A 19,034-nucleotide genomic window follows, 5' to 3' on the forward strand; every position below is an offset into this window, starting at 1 on the left:
CCAGGAGGACAGGTAACCGGTGTCGGCCGGGCCGACGTCCTTGATCTGCAGCTTCCACGCGCCGTTCGCGGCTTCCGAAGAAGCGTTGACGGTGTAGGTGGTGTTGATGTTCGGCGTCGAGCTGCTGCTGGAGTTCTTCATGCGGTAGCTGGTGCCGTCCGGGGCGATCAGGTCGAGGACCAGGTCACCGCTGTAGGTGTGGGTGATGTGCACCTCGACCTTGGTGGTGCCGGACGCGTTGCGCGCACAGCCGGACACGGGTGCTGGTGCTGCTGACCGCGGCACCCGGGTAGTCCGGGATGTCCAGCCGGGTCGAGTTGGTCACCGGGGCGCACGACGACGTGGTCCCGACGGTCAGGGCGTAGGTCGCGGTGTGGTCGGTGCTGGCCCCGTCGGCGGTGATGGTGATCGGGAAGCTGCCGGTCGGGGTCGACGACGTCGTCGCGATGGTCAGCGTCGAGCTGCCGCCCGAGGAGATCGTCGCCGGGCTGAACGTCGCGGTCGCGCCGGCGGGCAGGCCCGAGGCGGACAGCGTGATCGACTGGGCCGCGCCCGAGGTGATCGCGGTGCTGATCGTGGTGGTCGCCGAGGCGCCCGGCTGCACGGAACCCGAAGCCGGGTTCAGCGCGACCGAGAAGTCCGGCCCGCCGCCGCTGCACGACGTCGGTTCACCGCTGGCGGTGGTGACGGAGACGGCGTCCCACGCGGCCTTGGTGGCGTTGTACTCGGTGCAGCTGCCCGGGAAGAGCGCGATCGCGGCTTCGAGGGTCGCCTTGCGGGCGGCCTTGTGGTTCCACGACGAGGTCTTCTTCAGGAGGCCGTTGTAGAAGATCTTGCCGGCCTTCTGGATGCCGATGCCGGTGACCGACGAGCTGTTGCAGGTCGGGCTGGCGGGCTTGCCGCCACCCGGGTTCGAGCCCTCGGCCAGCAGGTAGAACCAGTGGTTCTGCGGGCCCGCGGCGGCGTGCACCTCGGTGCTCGGGATCGACGACGAGTAGCAGTTCGGGTCCCCGACCTTGGACGGCTGGTACATGTAGCGGATCGGGCCCTGGCCGACCAGGTTGACGCCCTCGCCGACCTCGTAGTCCGGGGTGTCCTTGGCGTTGTTCGCGTACGCCTCGGTCAACGCGCCGAAGATGTCCCCGGTCGACTCGTTCATGCCGCCGTTCTCGTTGCCGGAACCGGCACCGCCCGGGGTGAACTGGAAGACGCCGTGGCCGAACTCGTGGCCGACGACGTCCATCGAGGTGGCCTGGCGCTGGTTGTCCTGCGAGTGCCCGAAGTGCGTCGACGAGCCGTTCCAGTAGGCGTTGACGTCGGCCAGGCCGACGCTGGCGGGGTAGCCGGTGCCGCTGCCGTTGATGCCGTTGCGGCCGAGCCAGTCGGCGAGCATCTTCCACTCGGTCTGGACGCTGTAGAGGACGTCGACGCAGCCGGTCTCGAGGTCCGTGCCGGAGCCGTTGCCCCAGTTGTTGTCCGGTCCACTGTAGACGGAGCCGCCTTCGCGGCCGCAGCTGATGCCGGTGCGGCCCGGGTCACGCAGCGTGTACGTGCTGCCGGACTGCGTGGTGTCGATGGAGACGTTCCCGACGTAGTAGCTGTTGCCCGTGCCGGCGACGTTCACCGTGGCGGGCTGCGCCTGGCCCTTCGCGCCGGAAGCGAACGTCTTCACGTCGTCCCGCTTGTCGAGCACCGCACCGGTCGCCGCGTCGACGAACACGTGCAGGTTGCTCGGTGCCGTGGCGGTGCGCCCGGCGACGACGACTTCGTAGGCCAGCTTCGGGCTCGTCCCGGCCAGCACCACCTTCTCCGGTGTGCTCACACTGTCCACTGTGGGCAGTTGAGCGCGGGCGGTGGCGGCGGCTTTCGCCGCGTCGACCAGGGCTTGGGTCCCCACGGTGATGGCCGCGGTCTCGGCCGCACTGGTGCCGCGGACGCGCCCGGCGCCGTCCGCGACGACCACCGCGTCCCCGCCCACGACCCGGAGGCCCTGGTAGGTGCGCTGGTATGCGCCGTAGAAGAGGCCACCGCCACCGGCGGTGAGGCCGATGCGCTGGAACGATTCGGCCGGGCCGCGGCGCAGGGCGTCGAGACCGCTGGCGGCCGCCTGGTCGGCGGCGCGGGCGGCGGCCGCTTCGGGAGCGGCGGGCTGGGCTTGGGAAGCTGCGCTCGCCGGGGTCACCGGTAACGCGAGCGTCATGGCGAGCCCGGCGGCAGCCGCCAAGCCCGTGCTGAACCCACGATGGGTCATCGAGGTCTTCCTTCCATGAAGGCAGAATCGAGGTCCGGTAAGGGAAAGGGAGAGGTGTCCGGCGTGCTAACAGGAGGTATGCGTCCGGACGCATCCGAGTAAAGGATCAGCGGATCGGGGCGTCAATGCGCCGAACGGACCAACGGCACGTTCCGGATTATCGAATCAATTCGTACAAACCCCGCCGCAGCAGGGGATTCGCGCCGCGTTCCGCGCCGGAACGACTTTCGTAGGGATTGTCGGTGACACCATCCGAACGCCGGATGATCTCGATCAACGGGATTCGTTAGTACCGCTGGTGAATCGCTTCAGCCGTCTTCCGCGCCCAGTGCGATGAGCCCGTTCCGCAGCACGTCCGCCGCCTCCGCCTGCTTCCCGGTCTCGCCGAGCAGTTCGCTCAACGGCCGCAGCGCGCGGACCAGCACCCCGCGCGCGCCCAGGCCGGTGGCCAGCTCGACGGCGGCCCGCAGGTCCTCGGCCGCGCGTCGCGCGTCGCCGCGGGCCCTGGCCAGCGAACCCAGCTGCAGCCGCAGCTCCGCGGCCAGCGCCGTGCCCGCCACGACCGCCGGGCGGACCTGGTCGAGCAGCGCCGCCGCCGTCTCCACCCGGCCCGCCGCGAGGTACTCCGCGGCGAGCTCGACGGTGATGGCCGGGACGTCATCCGGCCACGCCGTTTCCCGCGCCGCCCCGAGGTCGGCCAGCGCGCCCTCGACGTCACCCGACCGGCCGCGGACCCGGGCCCTGGCCAGCAGGCAGTACGCCATCGCCGGGTGCAGCGCCCGTTCCTGCATCAGGTCGTAGGCCGCGGCGACCGACGCGGCGGCGTCGGCGAACCGGTCCGCCGCCAGGTGGCTGCGGCACACCTCGACGTGACTGCGGGTCAGCTCCGCGAGCAGCGCCGGGCCGCCCCGGGTGAGCCGCAGCGCGGAATCGGCGTACTCGGCCGCCCGCTCCAGGTCGCCCTGGCGCAGGTGCCGCTCGGCCAGGCAGGCCCGCAGCGTCAGCAGCATCGACGGCTGCGGGTAGCCGTCGCGCAGCAGCTCGGCGTGGCAGGTTTCCAGCAGGTGCACCGAATACTGCACCTCACCCCACCCGGTGAGCACCGCCGCGCGCAGCGGCACGACCATCGCCCGCACCGGCGGCGGCTCGCCCGACAGGGCCGTCTCGGCATCCGCGACGTACTTGGTGCGGACGTCGCCGGTCGAGTACCCGGCCAGCCACAGCAGCGCGATCCCCACCTGCCGCGGCCGGTCGAGGCGCTCGGCGTGGCGCCGGATCCGCTGCATCCGCGGGGTCGCGCGGCGGGCGTCGCCGGCCAGGAACCGGTCCGCCGTTTCGATCAGCTCGAGGTCGAGCTCGATCAGCTCCCGCGGCGACCGGCCGCCGAGCAGTTCGTCGGGGTCGATGCCGAGTTGCTGGGCGAAGAACCGCAGCGCGTCTCCCGACGGCGTCCGCGCGCCGGTCTCGACCGACGACACGTACGCCGCGGAGTACTGCGGCCCGGCGAGTTCGCGCTGCGTGAGCCCGCGTTCGGTGCGCAGCTCACGCAGGCGTTCGCCGACGCTCTCGCTCACACAGGTGCCTTTCCGCCGTGGAGGTCCAGGGTAAGCCGCGCGGTGGTGGCGTCCACCACCGCGCGGTGCGTGATCGATCAGCAGGCGCCGGCGTCGCTCCAGACGGCCCACGAGCCGGGTGCGCCGGGCTCGGCCCCGGTCGAGTACCACAGCGACGTCCACTTGTGACCGTTGTGGCCCACCACGTCGTTCGGCACGTACGCCTTGGCGGAGTCCCACTCGGCGAGGCCGTCGCAGCCGGTCGGCGGCGGGGTGCCGGTGCCGACGGTGAGCGAGAACTGCGCGGTGTGGTCGGCGTCGGTGCCGTCGCCGGTGACCGTCACCTGGCTGGTGCCCTGCGGCGTGGTCGCCGAGGTGGTGATGGTCAGCGTCGACGTGCCGCCGGACTGCACGCTCGCCGGGCTGAAGGTCGCCTTCGCGCCCTCGGGCAGGCCGGTGGCCAGCAGCTGCACGGTCTGCGCGGAGCCCGAGGTGACCCGGGTGGTCACCGTGGTGGTCGCCGCCTGTCCGGGTTGGACGGACGCCGACGTCGGCGACAGCGTCAGCGAGTAGTCGTTGCCCGCGGGCGGCTGGCCGCTGCAGGTCGGCTCACCGCTGACGGCCGGGACGCTCACCGCGTCCCAGGCGGCCTTGGTGGCGGCGAACTCGGTGCAGCTGCCCGGGAACAGCGCGACCGCGGCTTCCAGGGTGGCCTTGCGGGCCGCGCGGTGGTTCCACGACGACGTCTTCTTCAGCAGGCCGTTGTAGAAGATCTTGCCGGCCTTCTGGATGCCGATGCCGCTCACCGTCGAGCTGTTGCACGTCGGGCTGGCGCCGCTGCCCTGGGAAAGCAGGTAGAACCAGTGGTTCTGCGGGCCGGCGGCGGCGTGCACCTCGGTGCTCGGGATCGACGACGAGTAGCAGTTCGGGTCGCCGACCTTCGACGGGTTGTCCATGTAGCGGATCGGGCCCTGGCCGACGAGGTTGACGCCCTCGCCGACGGAGAAGTCCGGCCGGTCCACCGGGTTGTTGGCGTAGTACTCGGTCAGCGCGCCGAAGATGTCGCCGGTGGACTCGTTGAGCCCGCCGTTCTCGTTGCCCGAGCCGGCGCCGCCGGGGGTGGTCTGGAAGATCGCGTGGCCGAACTCGTGGCCGACGACGTCCATCGGCGTCGCCTGGCGGCGGTTGTCCTGCGAGTGCCCGAAGTGCGTCGAGGAGCCGTCCCAGTACGCGTTGACGTCGTTGAGGCCGACGCTCGCGCGGAACCCGCCGCCGGCCCCGTCGATGCCGTTGCGGCCGAGCCAGTCGGCGAGCATCTTCCACTCCGTCTGGACGCTGTAGAGCACGTCGACGCAGCCGGTCTCGAGGTCCGTGCCGGAGCCGTTGCCCCAGGTGTTGCTGCTCTTCGTGAAGATCGAGCCGCCCTCGCGGCCGCAGGCGATGCCGCGGCGGCCGGGGTCGGTCATCGAGTACGAACTGCCGGAGCCGGAGGTGTCGATCGAGACGGTGCCGGCGTAGAAGGAGTTGCCGGTGCCGGCTTCGCGGACGTCGTCGCGGGTGTCGAGGATCTTTCCCGTGGTGCTGTCGACGAAGACGTGCAGGCGGGTGGGCTTACCCTGGTCGCGGCCGCTGACGACGACCTCGTAGGCGAGCGTCGGCGCGTCCCCGGCCAGCACGACGAGCTTCGGGGTGTCCACCCTGTCCACTGTCGACACCTTCGCGGCGGCGACCTTCGTCGCTTGCTCGGCCTTCAGGGCGGCCCGCGTGCCGACGGTGATCGGGGCGGTGTGCGCGGCTTCGGTGCCGCGCACCCGCCCGGCGCCGTCGGCGACGACCACCGCGTCGCCGCCGATGACCGGCAGGCCGTGGTAAGTGCGCTGGTAGGAGGCGAAGTAGAGCCCGCCGCCACCCGGGGTGACCCCGGTGCGGACGAAGGCCTCCTCGGCGCCCTTCGCGAGCCGGTCGGCGCCGTTGAGGGCGGCCTGGTCGGCGGCGCGGGCGGCGAGCGCCTCGGGCGGGGTGGCGGCGGGAGGTGCGGGAGCGGCGGCGGCCGGGATCGCCGGCACCGCGAACGTCAGGGCCAGGCCGGCGATCGCCGCCAGCCCACGTGGGGATCTCATGGGGAACCTTTCCGGGGACCGTGAGGAATGTGCCCGGCGCAATAACTGCTGTTATTGCGCCGGACGCGTCCGAGTAAAGGTTCCGTCCGCGGACGGGTCAATGGGCCGAACGGAGCAGCGCGGTCCGGTCGCGATCACGGGACCTCGCGCAAAACCGCAGGTCGAGGCCATCTTGCGGACTGGTCTGAACCAATTCACAGACTTTCGTAGGAAAGTTGGTCCGTTATGGACCACCGGCCCCGCTGGTCCGCCGTGTCGACCCGCCAATCACGCGAGTTGACCTCCCAATCACGCGAGTTCCACGCCCGATCACGCGAGTTCCGCCTTCGAGCACACGAGTTCCGGTGCTGGGAGGGGCAGCACGTGTGATCAGAGGGTCATCACGCGTGATTGGAGGGGCATCACGCGTGATTGGAGGGACGACACGGTTATGGCTCGCCGGCGGCCGAGTCCAGGCCGCGGCGGTAGGCCTCGACGGCTTCGTCGAGATGACCACGTTGTCGGAGCGTGTCGCCGAGCCGCAGGGCCGTCGAAACCGCGGCGCCGTGCAGGGCCGCGCCGGTCTGGATCTCGAAGGCCTGGCGCAGCAGCCGGGTCGCCGTCTCCGGGTCGCCCTGGACCGCGGCGATCTGGCCCAGCAGGCTCGTCGCCTCGCCCAGCGACTCGACGTCCCGGGTCAGCAACTCGCGGACCTCGGAAACCAGCGTCGCGGCCTCCGCCGGCGCGCCCTGCCGGAGCCGGACCTCGGCCAGCTCGAGCGTCGCCCCGGCGAAGCCTTCGTCCGCGCCGATCGCCGCCAGCTGGTCGCGGGCCGCCGTCAGTTCCGCGCGGGCTTCGTCGAGGCGGCCCAGGTGACGCAGGAGGTAGCCGCGCGCCCAGCGGCAGCGGGCCGCGTCGCGGTCGAACCCGACCGACGCGAACAGGCGGCACGCCTCGGTCAGGTCCTCGTCCGCCCGGTCCGCGCGGCCGGTCGCCTGCCACACCTGCGACGCCTGCCGGTGGAACCGCGCGACGAAGTCCGGCCGGGCCGCCGCCCGCGCCAGCCGCCGGCCGTCCTCGGCCGCGCGGCGGGCCCGGTGCAGGCCGCCCATCTCCATCAGCGGGTGGATCAACGCGGTGAGCAGGCACAGCTCGGCGTCCGGGTCCGCCGGCCCCGCCGCCAGCTCGGCCTCGATCCGCGCGATCGCCGGGCCCGGGTCGCCGCTCTGGAACCGGCAGCCCGCCCACCGGTGCACGATCATCGCCCGCAGCCACGGCGGCGCCGCGCCGGCCAGTTCGTCCGCGTGTTCCAGTGCCCGCTGCGCCCCCGAGACGTCGAAGAGCTGCCACTTCACCTCGGCCTGGCAGAACCGCGCGTAGCACTCGACGTCGTCCAGGTGGTAGCCCGCGGCCTGCTTGCCCACGGCGGCGAACCGCTCCTCCGCGTCGGCGATCCGGCCCTGCTCCAGGTCGCGGTACCCCTCGTCCAGCGCCGCGCGCAGCTCGGCGGCGATGCCGGGCGGACGGCCGAACCGCAGCTCGTCGACGGTCAGCCCGAGCCGCTGCGCCAGGTAGCCCAGCATCTCCTCCGACGGCGGGCGGCTGCCGGTCTCGACCTTCGCCAGGAAGCCGCGGTCGTAGCCCGGCTCGGCCAGCTCGCGCTGGGTCCAGCCGCGGCCGGTGCGCAGCCGCCGGATCCGCGCTCCGAGCGGTTCGGCGGGGGCACTGGTCATCTCCCCACGGTAGGTCATCGGCGCGGTGGCCGGGGAAACGGACATATTGACGCTTCCGGCCGCCCGGGATAGCGTCCTCCGCTAGATAGGAAACTTTCCTAACAAAGCGGAGACCGAGCATGCGCCTGCTTCCCCTCGCGACGGCGGCCGCGCTCGCGGTGCCCCTCGCCGCGACCCCGGCCGAGGCCGCGACCCCGGCCGAGGTGCGGGTCGACCAAGTCGGCTACGCGCTGGGCGAGGCGAAGCACGCGTACCTGCTCGGCGGCGCGCAAGGCACGTTCACCGTCGTCGACGAACGCGGCCGCACCGTCCGCGAAGGCCGCACCGGCGCGAGCCTCGGCGCCTGGAACGCCCGCTACCCGGCGGTGTTCGACCTCGACCTGTCCACTTTGGAGAGACCGGGCACCTACCGGGTCAAGGCCGCGGGCGCGACGTCGCCGCCCTTCCGGATCGACACCGCGCGCCGGCTGTTCCGCCCGCTCGTGCGGGCCACCACCGAGTTCTTCCAGGCCCAGCGCGACGGCCACGACGTCATCCCGGGCCGCCTCGACCGCAAGCCGTCGCACCTGGCCGACCGGACGGCGACCGTCTACGCGGAGCCGAAGTTCGCGGGCGAAGGCGGCGACGAGATCGTCGAACCCCTGAAGCCGCAGGGCGGCCCGGTCGACGTCGAAGGCGGCTGGGTCGACGCCGGCGACTTCGTGAAGTTCACCTCCAACACCGCGTATTCGCTGGCCGAACTCGGGTTCGCGCTGCGGGAGGACCCCGATCCCGTGCTGGCGGAGGAAGTCCGCTTCGGCCTCGGCTGGCTCGACAAGGTGTGGGACGGCCGCACCCGGACCCTTTACGCCCAGGTCGGCATCGGCACCGGCAGCGAGGAGTTCGGCTTCCTCGGCGACCACGACGTCTGGCGCAACCCGCAGGACGACGACGCGCTCGACGTGAAGCCCGGCGACCCGGCCTACTTCGTCAAGCACCGCCCGGTGTTCCCCGCGGCCCCGGCGGGCGCGCCGCTGTCCCCGAACCTCGCCGGCCGCGTCGCCGCGGCGTTCGCGCTCGGCGCGCAGGTGCAGGCCCGCCGGGACCCGCGGCTCGCCCGCCACTACCTCGCCGAGGCGGCGGCCGTCTTCGCGCAGGCCAGGACGACCGGCGTCGGCGAGCTCGTCACGGCGTTCCCGCACGCCTACTACCCGGAATCGTCGTGGGAGGACGACCTGGAGCTGGGCGCGACGCAGCTGGCGCTGGCCGCCCGGAGTCTCCACGACCCGCGCGCCGACGGCTGGGCCCGTGACGCGGCGAAGTGGGCGAAGGCCTACATCGGCAGCGGGGACACGAGCACGTTGAACCTCTACGACACCAGCGCGCTGGCCCACGCCGACCTGGCCGGCCTGCTGCGCACCGGCGTCCCGGGCGCGGCGCTCGACGTCCGCGAGCTGGCCGCCGACCTCCGCCGCCAGCTCGACTCCGGCGTCGCGCCGGCGAAGACGAGTCCATTCGGGACGGCGGTGGACGTCACCGATTTCGACGCGGCCGGCAAGAGCTTCGGCTTCGCCGCGACCGCGCGGCTCTACGAGCGCGTCACCGGCGACCGCAGGTACGCCGCGTTCGGCGCGCGGCAACGGAACTTCACCCTCGGGGCCAACGCCTGGGGCGTCTCGTTCGTGGTCGGGGCCGGCACGACGTTCCCGCAGTGCCCGCACCACCAGGCCGCGAACCTCGCCGGACCTTCGAAAGTGCTCTACGGCGCGGTCGTGAACGGCCCCAACGGCGCGGGCAACTTCGCCGACCTGCCGTTCCCGGCGGGTGCCAAGGAATGCACCCGTCCGTATGAACCCTTCGACGGGCAGGGAAGCCGCTACGCCGACGACTTGAGTTCATGGCCCAGCAACGAGCCGGCCATCGACTTCACCGCCACCGCGCTTCTCGCATTCTCGCTGGCGGGCAGGCCGTAGCATGGCGTAGTGAGTGAACAGTCTGAATGGCCGGACGGCCAGTACCCCGAACGCCCGGTGGAGCGGCACAAGGGCCCGGTCGTGCTGCGCCGCGACCGCCGTGACCAGGGCAGCACCACCGACCAGCGGCTCCTGGACTCGCGCGGCCCCAGCGACTGGGTGCACACCGACCCGTGGCGCGTGCTGCGGATCCAGGCCGAGTTCGTCGAGGGCTTCGGCGCGCTCGCCGAGGTTCCGCGCGCGGTCACGGTGTTCGGCTCGGCCCGCACCAAGCGCGACGACCCGGAGTACGAGCTGGGCCGCAAGATCGGCGGGGCGCTGGCCAACGCCGGCTTCGCGGTGATGACCGGCGGCGGCCCGGGCGCGATGGAGGCGGTCAACCGCGGCGCGGCCGAGGCCGGCGGCTTCTCGGTCGGGCTCGGCATCGAGCTGCCGTTCGAGCAGGGCCTGAACCCGTGGGTCGACCTCGGCGTCAACTTCCGCTACTTCTTCGCCCGCAAGACGATGTTCATCAAGTATTCGCAGGCCTTCATCTGCCTGCCCGGCGGCTTCGGCACGCTCGACGAGCTGTTCGAGGCGCTGACCCTGGTGCAGACGAAGAAGGTCACGAAGTTCCCGGTGGTGCTGTTCGGCAGCGACTACTGGGGCGGCCTCTACGACTGGATCGCCAAGACCGTGCAGGCCGAGGGCAAGATCAGTCCGCACGACCTGGACCTGCTGCACGTCACCGACGACATCGACGACGCCGTCCGCGTGGTGCAGGAGTCCTACCAGGCCTGGGAGGACACGCACTGATGCGGCGGATCTGTGTCTTCTGCGGGTCGTCGATGGGCTTCTCGCCGCGGTACGCCGAGCAGGCGGCCGCGCTCGGGAAGCTGCTGGCCCAGCGCGGCATCGGCCTGGTCTACGGCGGGGCGAGCGTCGGCACGATGGGCGTGGTCGCCGACGCCGCGCTGGCCGCGGGCGGCGAGGTGATCGGCGTCATCCCGGAGGCGCTCACCAGCGTCGAGATCGCGCACGCCGGGCTGACCGAGCTGCACGTCGTCGCGGACATGCACGAGCGCAAGGCCAAGATGGCGGCCCTCTCCGACGGCTTCGTCGCGCTGCCGGGCGGCGCGGGCACCCTGGAGGAGCTGTTCGAGGTCTGGACGTGGGCCCAGCTCGGCCTGCACGGCAAGCCGATCGGCCTGGTCGACGTCGACGGGTACTACGCGCCCCTGATGACGTTCGCCGACCACATGGTCGCCGAGGGCTTCGTCAAGGACGGCTACCGGCAGCTCCTGCTCGCCGACGCCGACCCGGCCGCCTTGCTCGACCGGTTCGAGACGTACGAGCCGCCCGCGCCGCCGAAGTGGGCGAAGGAAGCGCCGGGGATCTGACGGACGTGGCCGGCGTCACCGGCCGTGCCGGAACCGGAGGTCCCCGGGCCGGTCGCGGCGGGCGACGTCGGCGGCGGTGATTCGCCGAGGTTGCCATCGTGTTTCGGCAACGGTGTTGTGCAATTCGTACGCTTTAAATCTGCGTAAGTTGTCCTACGGCAACAAAGTGCCCGCCCGGGACCCGGCCGGTGGCGCAGCGGGTGCCGGCACCCTCGGGTCCGGGCGAGCAGCCCCCTCCCGACCTGCGGATGCCGGGGGTGACGGCACCGGGTGGGCGTGCTCAGGCCCCTGGTTCGCCAGTCGGAAACGAGACGCCCGTCGATTCCGGTAACATCTCCCTGGTTTGGTGAGCTCAATCTCCTGTCACCCTGTGCAACCGGAACCCGCGTGCAGATGGGTGACTTTTGACCCCTATAGTGTGGATCTGCGTAGCGTCGTCGGGGGTCAGTTCGGCGCTTGCCCGAAGCCGGGGAACCGATTTCGACCAGCTTCGTGGAGCAGCAATGTTTCGTGGTTGGTCGGAGCTTTCCGAAAGGGAAACAGACTGATGGGGCGGGCGTGAGTACCGATTTGCTGACGGAGACCTTCGAAGTTGTCGAAGACCGTGGGGTGGGTCTCGTCGGGGACGGCGCCCTCGACGAGCGTGAGCGCCGCCTGGTCATCGGCGCGGCCAACTACCACGCCCTGGTGCGACGCGGCGCGACACTGCGCCTGACCGTCGTCCGGGCGCTGCACCTGGGCTACCCGTCGCTGACCGACGAGCGCTGCCTGCACATCGGCTGGACCCAGGACCGCGAGTCGGTCGGGTCCGTCGTGGTGCGCAGCCTGGTCGCTCCCGAAGCCGGCGCACCGGCGCCGAGCGGGACGCAGGACCTCGTCATCGACGTCGGCGGCAAGCCGGTGGTGCAGAACGGCTACCAGCAGCTCAGCGGCCCGGTCGGCAAGGCCAAGAAGCTGCTCCGGTCGCGGGTCCCGTTCCAGTACGACCACCTGCGTCAGCTGCGGACCGACGTCGTCGAGCGGCGCATGCGCTCGGTGCAGCTGCCCCGGCGGCTGCCGGTCGCCGGCAACACGAACTACCGCCGCCAGGTCAGCACCGCCCGGCCCGCCATCCTGTTCGGCCTGCACTGGCTCGAGCTCGGCGGCGCGGAGCGCTGGGCGCTGGACTGCATCCAGCTGGCCAAGGAAGCCGGCTTCGTCCCGATCGTCATCACCGACCGGGAGTCGGCCCACCCGTGGATCACGCGGCCCGAGTTCGACGACACGGTGATCATCCCGCTGACCCACCCGATCAAGCTGGGCACCGATTCCGCGTTGTTCAGCGGGCTGTTCTCGGCCTTCGACATCCGCGGCATCCACGTGCACCACAACACCTGGCTCTACGACCGGCTGTCCTGGGTGAAGTCGGTCTGGCCGGACGTCCCGGTCGTCGATTCGCAGCACGTCCTCGAGTGGCGGACCGGCGGTTTCGTCGACCACGCCGTCCAGGTGTCGGCGATGATCGACCAGCACCACGTGATCTCCCCGCAGCTGCGCGACTACCTCGTCCACCGGCAGGGCATCGCGGCGGACAAGGTGGTCCTGGCCACCCTCGCGAACGCCACCACCGCCGGGATCACCCCGGGCGCCCCCGAGGCCGAGGCGAAGTCCACGCCGTTCACGGTGACCTACATCGGGCGCTTCCACCAGCAGAAGCGGCCGCAGGTCTTCCTGAAGCTCGCCGCCGAGCTCAAGAAGTCCTCGCCGGTCCCGGTGCGGTTCATCGTCCAGGGCGACGGTGAGCTCGCGGACGAGGTGCACGCCCTGCGCGGCCGGCTGGGCCTGACCGACGTGCTCGAGGTCCGCGCGGCGGACCACCCGGTCAAGGATACGCTGGCCGAGTCCGACGTCCTGGTGGTCACCTCGGAGAACGAGGGCCTGACCTTGACCACCTTCGAGGCCACGGCCGCCGGGATCCCGGTGCTTTCGGCCGACGTGGGTTCGCAGGCGTCGGTGGTCCCCGACGGGCTCCTGTGCCCGCGGCACCCGTACGCTTTCGTCCGCCAGGCGGCCGAGAAGATCCGGACCATGATGTCTTCGCCGGAGCAGCGCAAGCGCTGGTTCGAGGAACAGGCCACCAAGAACGAGGCCTTCGCCAAACTGCCCAAGGCCAGCGCCTGGGCCACGGAGCTGTACCAAGGGTGGATGAAGCAGTGAACAAGGTCGCCGCGGTCGTCGTCACCTACAACCGCAAGGACAAGCTCCGCAAGGTGCTCGACCACGTCCTCGCCCAGAGCCATGCGCCCGAGTGGGTCGTGGTCGTCGACAACGCGTCGACCGACGGCACCGACGCACTGCTCGCGTCGTACGCGACCGACTCCCGGGTCACCGTGCTGAGCCTGTCCGAGAACACCGGCGGCGCCGGCGGCTTCTCGGCGGGCATGGCCAAGGGCTACGAGCTGGGTGCCGACTTCCTCTGGATCATGGACGACGACTGCTACCCGCGGCCGGACGCCCTCGAAGAGCTGGTCAACGGGCTCGACAAGGCCGAACAGACCCTCGGCCACCAGATGCCCTTCGCCTGTTCCGTGGTGAAGTGGACCGACGGCGGCATCTGCGAGATGAACAACCCCGGCACGACCTGGGACTGGGGGCGGCTGCTCTCGCTCGGGCAGCAGGCGGTGCTCGTCAACCACTGCTCGTTCGTCTCCGTGCTGGTCCCGCGCTGGGCGCTGACCCGCTTCGGGCTGCCGCTGACCGAGTACTTCATCTGGTTCGACGACATGGAGTACACCCTGCGCATCTCGAAGGCCGCGCCCGGCGTCCAGGTGCTGACCAGCGTCGTCGTGCACGACCTCCCGGAGAACCGCGGGGTGAACTTCGGCCAGATCAACCACCAGAACGTCTGGAAGTACGAGTACGGCGCCCGCAACGAGCTTTCCTACCGGCTGCACCACGAGAACCCGTTCGCGGCCGCCGGGTTCGCCGTCCGCGTGCTCCGGGGCATGGCCCAGGGACACGTTTCCCGCGCGCTGCGGCTGCGCATCGTGAAGAGCCTGCTGCGCGGTGTGAAGTTCGACCCGAAGCCCACGTTGCCGCGCTCGGTGCTCTGACGCCCCAGCCCGGATCCGCCACCGCGGCCGTTGTCGCGCCAGCCGTACCGTCGTTCAGGAGAACCTCGATGAAAGACCTGGTCAAGGACCCGGGGCCGGTGACCGGCCAGGACGCCGAGCCGGCCGCCGAGGAAGCAGCCGGCGACACCCGGCCGCGCAAGCTCGGTGACCGGTCCCGCGCCTGGCGTCTCGCGGTCGAGGCCCCCTCGCGGGTCACGCTCCTGATCAGCGGCCTGCTCACCATCCTCACCTGGCAGGTGCCGGCGTTCTCGCCCATCGAACCCAAGGGCGACTACGACTACGGGCTGCTGATCGCGATGGCGCGGCACACGGGCCTGAGCTTCGGCGACCGGATCGCGACGACCTACGGGCCGCTGTACTTCCTGGCGATCCCGTCCACCACCGTCCGGGCCGAGGTGCTCGTCGGTTACCTCTTCTGGTTCGTGTTCACGACCGGCTGCCTCGTCGCCTGCTTCCAGGCGTTCCAGGGCCGGATCGGCACCCGGTGGGCGTGGGCCGCCTGCGTGGCGATCGCGGTGAGCTTCAGCGCCGTGCCCCTGACCAGCGTCATCACCGCCACGACCGGGTTCGTCGTGGTGCTGGCCATCTGCCACGCCCTCGGCCTGCTGCCGAAATGGGCGGAACGGTCGTTCCCGGTGGTCATGGGCCTGGTGGTCGCCGCCATGCTGCTGACCAAGTTCTCGGTCGGGCTGATGTGCGGCCCCATCGTGCTGGGCGCGGTGTTCGTCCGGCCCGGCAGGCGGCTGCGGGAGTTCGCCGAGTACGCGGTGTCCGGCGTCGTCGGCCTGGTCCTGCTCTGGATCGTCGCGGGCCAGCCGCCGACGCAGGTGGTGGACTACGTCGTCCGCGCGCTCTCGGTCGGCAGCGGGCACGCGCAGTCGATGGGCCTGGAACCGACGAACAACGTCTGGGAGTACCTGGTCGCCGGCGCGTTGACGATCGTGCTGGTCGTCGCCGTGGGCAAGACCAAGATGGACGGCCTGCGCTGGCCGCTGTGGCTGGGTCTGCTGGCCGGCGGCTGGCTGCTGTTCAAGCAGGGGTTCGTGCGGCACGACGCGCACTCCTCCCAGTACTTCGCCGTGCTGTTCGCGCTCGCCGTGCTGGTCGCCGTGCTGTGGCGCAGCGCGGTGCTGGCGGTGGTCGCGGTCGTCGCGCTGCTGGCCCAAGCGGCCAACTTCGGCGGCGGCCTGTGGGCGATCGATCCGGCGCGGTCCCTGCACACCTTCGCCGAAGGCGCCACCATCGTCGTCTCCGGTTCCCACCGGGACGCCGTCCAGGAGGAAGCGCGGGCGCAGCTGCGTCAGCGCACCGACATCCCGCAGCGGTTCCTGACCCGGATCGGCACGCAATCGGTCCGGGCCGAACCGTTCGAACAGGCCATCGCCTGGACCTACGGGCTGAACCCGGCGATCCTGCCGACGCTGCTGAACTACGGCGCCTACACCGAGCTGCTCGACAAGATGAACGAGTCCTGGATCGCCGACGACGTCAACGGTCCCCGGTTCATCATCCGCGAGAACACCAGGACCACGCTCGACGCCCGGTTCGCGCTCTGGGACCCGCCGCGCACGGAGCTCGCCGAGACCTGCCGGTACACCCTGGTGGACTCCACGGACAAATGGCAGCTGCTCGAGCGCGGCCCGAACCGGTGCGGTGGCGAGCGGGAACTGTCCAGCGCGCAGGTGGCCGCCGGGCAGTCCGTCCCGGTGCCCACGGCCGCCGACGGCGTGGTCGTCGCCCGGGTGTACCCGGAACAGTCGCTGGGCGAGCGGGTGTGGGGATTCCTCTTCAAGCCGGACGATCTGACGGTCAGGCTCGACGGCGAGTCGTTCCGGCTGCCCTGGACCCACGGTGACGCACCGCTGATGGTCTCCGCGCCGCAGGAACCGTCCCTCGTGCTGACCGGGCGGCCGCTGGAAACGAAGACCCTGTCGATGACCGCACCGGGCCGTGTGGTGTTCTCCGTGGTCAGCCGGAAGTGACCCGGCCCGGTTCACCGGCCCAGAACGAACACCCGGAACGCGGAGGAAGCCCGACGATGGACGCAGACAACGGCCGTGTGCTGACCGTGTCCCCGCCCGGGTCCACTCCGGTCGCCGACGTCGCCGACGGGGCCGCCACGCCGAAGACCGAGACGAAACCGGCGCGGTCCGCCAAGCCGGGTGTGCACATCGGCCAGCTCACCGGCATCCGCGCGGTGGCCGCGCTGTGGGTGCTCGCCTTCCACTTCCGGCCGGAGCTGCTGAAGGCGTTCGGGTTCCTGTACCCGCTGGTCCCCATCTTCAACGTGGGCTACCTCGGGGTGGACCTGTTCTTCGTGCTCAGCGGCTTCATCCTGACGTTCACCCACCTCGACCGGATGGCCGAGAACTGGGGACCGAAGAAGATGGCCGGCTTCCTGTGGCTGCGGCTGTCCCGGATCTGGCCGGTGCTGTTCTTCATGCTGCTGGTGTGGGGCGCGTACCACGCCTTCTCGGTGGAGGCGAACAACGACGACCGGCTGCAGGCCGCGCTGGACCCGACCCGCTTCCTGGAGCACGTGTTCCTGGTGCACGCCTGGAGCACGGCCCACCACGACTGGAACCCGGTCGACTGGTCGCTGAGCGCCGAATGGCTGGCCTACCTGGTCTTCACCGTGCTGGTGGTGGTGCTGGCCCGGATTCTCGTCCACGTCAGCACCCGGGCGCTGCTGGTGGTGGTCGCGGTCCTCGCGGTGCCGATGGTGGTCATCGGTATGGGCTTCCAGGACGGCAGTGACCTGCTGTGGAACGGCGACACGATCGTCGGGGGGATCGTCCCGTTGCGGGTGCTCACCGAGTTCTTCGCGGGCGCGGTGGTCGCCCTGCTGGTGATGCGCCACGGCGCGACGGTGAAGCTGCCCTGGTTCCTGAAGCCGACCGCGATCCTGGCGACGATCGTCGTGGTCCTCTACGCCGTGCAGCGCTGGGACCCGGCGCCGCGGTACCGCTTCGACCAGGACTGGCGGATCAACGGCCACCTCATGTGGGGCTCGACCGAGACCGTGGTCGTGGTGCCGCTGTTCCTGCTGCTGATCGGCTCGCTGGCGGTCAGCCGCCGGGACCCCGCGACCCGGCTGCTGGCCAGCCGGGTGCTGGTGTGGGGCGGGAAGATCTCGTTCGCGCTGTACATGGTGCACTGGCTGTTCCTGGACCTGGCGCGCAAGATGATCTACTCGAAGCTCGCCATCCCGGAACAGCTGTCCGGGTGGCAGAGCTGGCCGTTCCGCCTTACCGTGCTCGTGGCGATCGGGCTGGCGGTGCTGAGTGCCCACCTGGTGTACCGGTTCGTCGAAGAGCCCTGCCGCCGGATCATGCGTACTCTGCTGCCCTCATCGATGAGGGTGTGAGCGTCGCGGGCCAAGCCCTGGACGCGGATCGGAAGGACATTGCATGCGCGACCTCATTCGCCGGAGCCTGCGCGCCGACCGGCTTCGCCATTCCCTGCGTGACAAGGTCTCGCGGGCGGTCGAAGAAGCGGTCGGCCGGCACTTCGCGGAGCAGTCCGCCAAGCTCGACGAGTTGAGCCGCGAGGTCGCCGAGCTGCGGCGGCAGCTGCCCGCCGAAGCCGGCCGCCAGACCGACCGGGTGCTCGAGCACGTCAGCCACGTGGAGCACCGCGTCCGGCGCGACCTCGAGTTCGCGGGGGAAGCCGAGGCGGCGCAGCGCAGTGCCGCGTTCGTCCGGGACCACATGAAGGGCGCCCGTCCGTTCCCCTCGCCGCACAGCACCCTGGAACACGGCCTGTCGCTCGCCCCCGAAGGCGGCCTGGCGCTCGAGTTCGGCGTGTACTCGGGCACCACGCTGAAGATCATCGCCAAGGCCCGGGGCGGCGAGTCGGTGTACGGCTTCGACTCGTTCGAAGGCCTGCCGGAAACCTGGCGATCGGGCTACCCGGCGGGGACGTTCGACATGGACAGCCTGCCCGACGTGCCGGGTGCGGAGCTGGTCGTCGGCTGGTTCGACGACGTGCTCCCCGGTTTCCTCGAGGCGCACCCCGGTCCGGTCGACCTGCTGCACGTGGACTGCGACCTGTACTCCTCGACGAAGACCGTCCTCGAACTGGTCGGCCCGCGCCTGCGGCCGGGGTCGATCGTGGTGTTCGACGAGTACTTCAACTACACCGGCTGGCAGGAGCACGAGCACCGGGCGTGGCTGGAGCACGTCGAGGCGACCGGGCTGAAGTTCGAGTACCTGGCGTACACGGTCGACCACGAGCAGGTCGTCGTGAAGGTGGTCGGCTGACGCCTCAGGCCACGCCTTCGCTCGGGCGCTTGTGGTAGGTGTCGACGTATTCCTGGCCGGAGAGCTCCAGGATCGCGTACATGACCTCGTCGGTGACCGACCGGCGGATCGCCGGCGCGTAGTCCTGGCCTTCGTAGCGCGAGAAGTCCAGGGGCTTGCCGAAGGTGATGCCGATCTTCGCCCGGCGCGGGATGCGGGCGCCCTTCGGCTGGAGCTGCTCGGTGCCGGTCAGCGCGACCGGCACCACCTTCGCGCCGGTCGCCAGGGCCAGCGCCCCGACGCCGGTGTGGCCGCGGTGCAGCCGGCCGTCCAGTGACCGGGTGCCCTCGGGGTAGATCGCGAAGACGCCGCCCGCGTCGAGCACCTTGCGGGCGGCCTCCAGGGCCGCGAGCCCGGCCTGGGCGTTGCCGCGCTCGACCGGGACGTAGCCGAGGCCGCCGAGGAACCCGGCCAGCGCCTTGCCCTTGAGGCCCTTGCCGGCGAAGTACTCCGCCTTGCCGAGGAACTTGACCTGCCGCGGGGTCGCGAAGGTGATCACGCCGGTGTCGAGGGCGGCGCGGTGGTTGGCCGCCAGGAGCACCGGGCCGCTGAGCGGCACGTTCTCCACGCCGTGGACTTCGGGCCGGTACACCGCCCTGACGAGCGGTCCCAGCACGAACCGGACAAGCAGCGCGATCAAGTGGTCCTCCTCT

Annotated in this window: 12 protein-coding genes and 1 pseudogene; 8 read left to right on the top strand and 5 right to left on the bottom strand. The window is 71.1% G+C overall.

The genetic code is table 11. The features are described from left to right. The 4 genes and pseudogenes from C2L58_RS32115 to C2L58_RS32135 all read right to left on the bottom strand — a co-directional run. Positions 1-2,251 (bottom strand): annotated as a pseudogene (locus C2L58_RS32115) (M4 family metallopeptidase); the annotation flags it as partial. Between the two features lie 308 nt (positions 2,252-2,559). Further along, entirely contained in the window at positions 2,560-3,825 is a 1,266-nt protein-coding gene (locus C2L58_RS32120) for a helix-turn-helix domain-containing protein (protein ID WP_103341418.1), read from the bottom strand. 77 nt (positions 3,826-3,902) lie between these two features. Further along, the gene (locus tag C2L58_RS32125) at positions 3,903-5,924 is read right to left on the bottom strand and encodes a M4 family metallopeptidase (RefSeq protein WP_103341419.1); all 2,022 of its coding nucleotides are present in this window, start codon (positions 5,922-5,924) and stop codon (positions 3,903-3,905) included. A gap of 428 nt (positions 5,925-6,352) precedes the next feature. Beyond that, a complete protein-coding gene (locus C2L58_RS32135; protein WP_233226057.1) occupies positions 6,353-7,636 on the bottom strand; it encodes a helix-turn-helix domain-containing protein in 1,284 nt (427 codons plus the stop codon). A 119-nt stretch (positions 7,637-7,755) separates the two neighbouring features. Between C2L58_RS32135 and C2L58_RS32140 the strand changes: the two genes are divergently transcribed. The 8 genes from C2L58_RS32140 to C2L58_RS32175 all read left to right on the top strand — a co-directional run bounded on the left by C2L58_RS32140 (position 7,756) and on the right by C2L58_RS32175 (position 18,342). Beyond that, on the top strand, positions 7,756-9,588 hold the full coding sequence (locus C2L58_RS32140; protein WP_103341421.1) for a glycoside hydrolase family 9 protein: 1,833 nt from the start codon (positions 7,756-7,758) through the stop codon (positions 9,586-9,588). Between the two features lie 9 nt (positions 9,589-9,597). Further along, entirely contained in the window at positions 9,598-10,383 is a 786-nt protein-coding gene (locus C2L58_RS32145; protein ID WP_103341422.1) for a TIGR00730 family Rossman fold protein, read from the top strand. Continuing rightward, positions 10,383-10,967: a TIGR00730 family Rossman fold protein gene (locus tag C2L58_RS32150; RefSeq protein ID WP_103341423.1), complete on the top strand. Its 585-nt coding sequence runs from the start codon at positions 10,383-10,385 to the stop codon at positions 10,965-10,967. The genes C2L58_RS32145 and C2L58_RS32150 overlap by 1 nt, the downstream gene beginning before the upstream one ends. A gap of 558 nt (positions 10,968-11,525) precedes the next feature. Then, positions 11,526-13,163 carry a glycosyltransferase family 4 protein gene (locus C2L58_RS32155; RefSeq protein WP_233226058.1) on the top strand — a complete coding sequence of 546 codons (1,638 nt, stop codon included), beginning with the start codon at positions 11,526-11,528 and terminating at the stop codon, positions 13,161-13,163. Continuing rightward, positions 13,148-14,059 carry a glycosyltransferase family 2 protein gene (locus C2L58_RS32160; protein WP_233226059.1) on the top strand — a complete coding sequence of 304 codons (912 nt, stop codon included), beginning with the start codon at positions 13,148-13,150 and terminating at the stop codon, positions 14,057-14,059. Before C2L58_RS32155 ends, C2L58_RS32160 begins: the two co-directional genes overlap by 16 nt. A 68-nt stretch (positions 14,060-14,127) precedes the next feature. Further along, positions 14,128-16,062, top strand: coding sequence for a hypothetical protein (locus C2L58_RS32165; RefSeq protein WP_103341425.1), 1,935 nt, complete (start codon positions 14,128-14,130; stop codon positions 16,060-16,062). Between the two features lie 56 nt (positions 16,063-16,118). After that, on the top strand, positions 16,119-17,447 hold the full coding sequence (locus C2L58_RS32170; RefSeq protein WP_103341426.1) for an acyltransferase family protein: 1,329 nt from the start codon (positions 16,119-16,121) through the stop codon (positions 17,445-17,447). A gap of 43 nt (positions 17,448-17,490) precedes the next feature. Next, entirely contained in the window at positions 17,491-18,342 is an 852-nt protein-coding gene (locus tag C2L58_RS32175) for a class I SAM-dependent methyltransferase (RefSeq protein ID WP_103341427.1), read from the top strand. 4 nt (positions 18,343-18,346) lie between these two features. Here C2L58_RS32175 and C2L58_RS32180 read toward each other — a convergent pair whose 3' ends face one another. Next, positions 18,347-19,021 carry a lysophospholipid acyltransferase family protein gene (locus tag C2L58_RS32180; RefSeq protein ID WP_103341428.1) on the bottom strand — a complete coding sequence of 225 codons (675 nt, stop codon included), beginning with the start codon at positions 19,019-19,021 and terminating at the stop codon, positions 18,347-18,349. Positions 19,022-19,034 lie beyond the last annotated feature (13 nt).

It is taken from the genome of Amycolatopsis sp. CA-126428, assembly GCF_002904335.1.
Taxonomy (GTDB): Bacteria; Actinomycetota; Actinomycetes; order Mycobacteriales; family Pseudonocardiaceae; genus Amycolatopsis.

Coding starts and splice junctions, on each gene's coding strand:
- C2L58_RS32125 (WP_103341419.1), bottom strand. CDS start 5,924: ATGAGATCCCCACGTGGGCTGGCGGCGATCGCCGGCCTGGCCCTGACG.
- C2L58_RS32135 (WP_233226057.1), bottom strand. CDS start 7,636: ATGACCAGTGCCCCCGCCGAACCGCTCGGAGCGCGGATCCGGCGGCTG.
- C2L58_RS32140 (WP_103341421.1), top strand. CDS start 7,756: ATGCGCCTGCTTCCCCTCGCGACGGCGGCCGCGCTCGCGGTGCCCCTC.
- C2L58_RS32150 (WP_103341423.1), top strand. CDS start 10,383: ATGCGGCGGATCTGTGTCTTCTGCGGGTCGTCGATGGGCTTCTCGCCG.
- C2L58_RS32165 (WP_103341425.1), top strand. CDS start 14,128: ATGAAAGACCTGGTCAAGGACCCGGGGCCGGTGACCGGCCAGGACGCC.
- C2L58_RS32170 (WP_103341426.1), top strand. CDS start 16,119: ATGGACGCAGACAACGGCCGTGTGCTGACCGTGTCCCCGCCCGGGTCC.
- C2L58_RS32175 (WP_103341427.1), top strand. CDS start 17,491: ATGCGCGACCTCATTCGCCGGAGCCTGCGCGCCGACCGGCTTCGCCAT.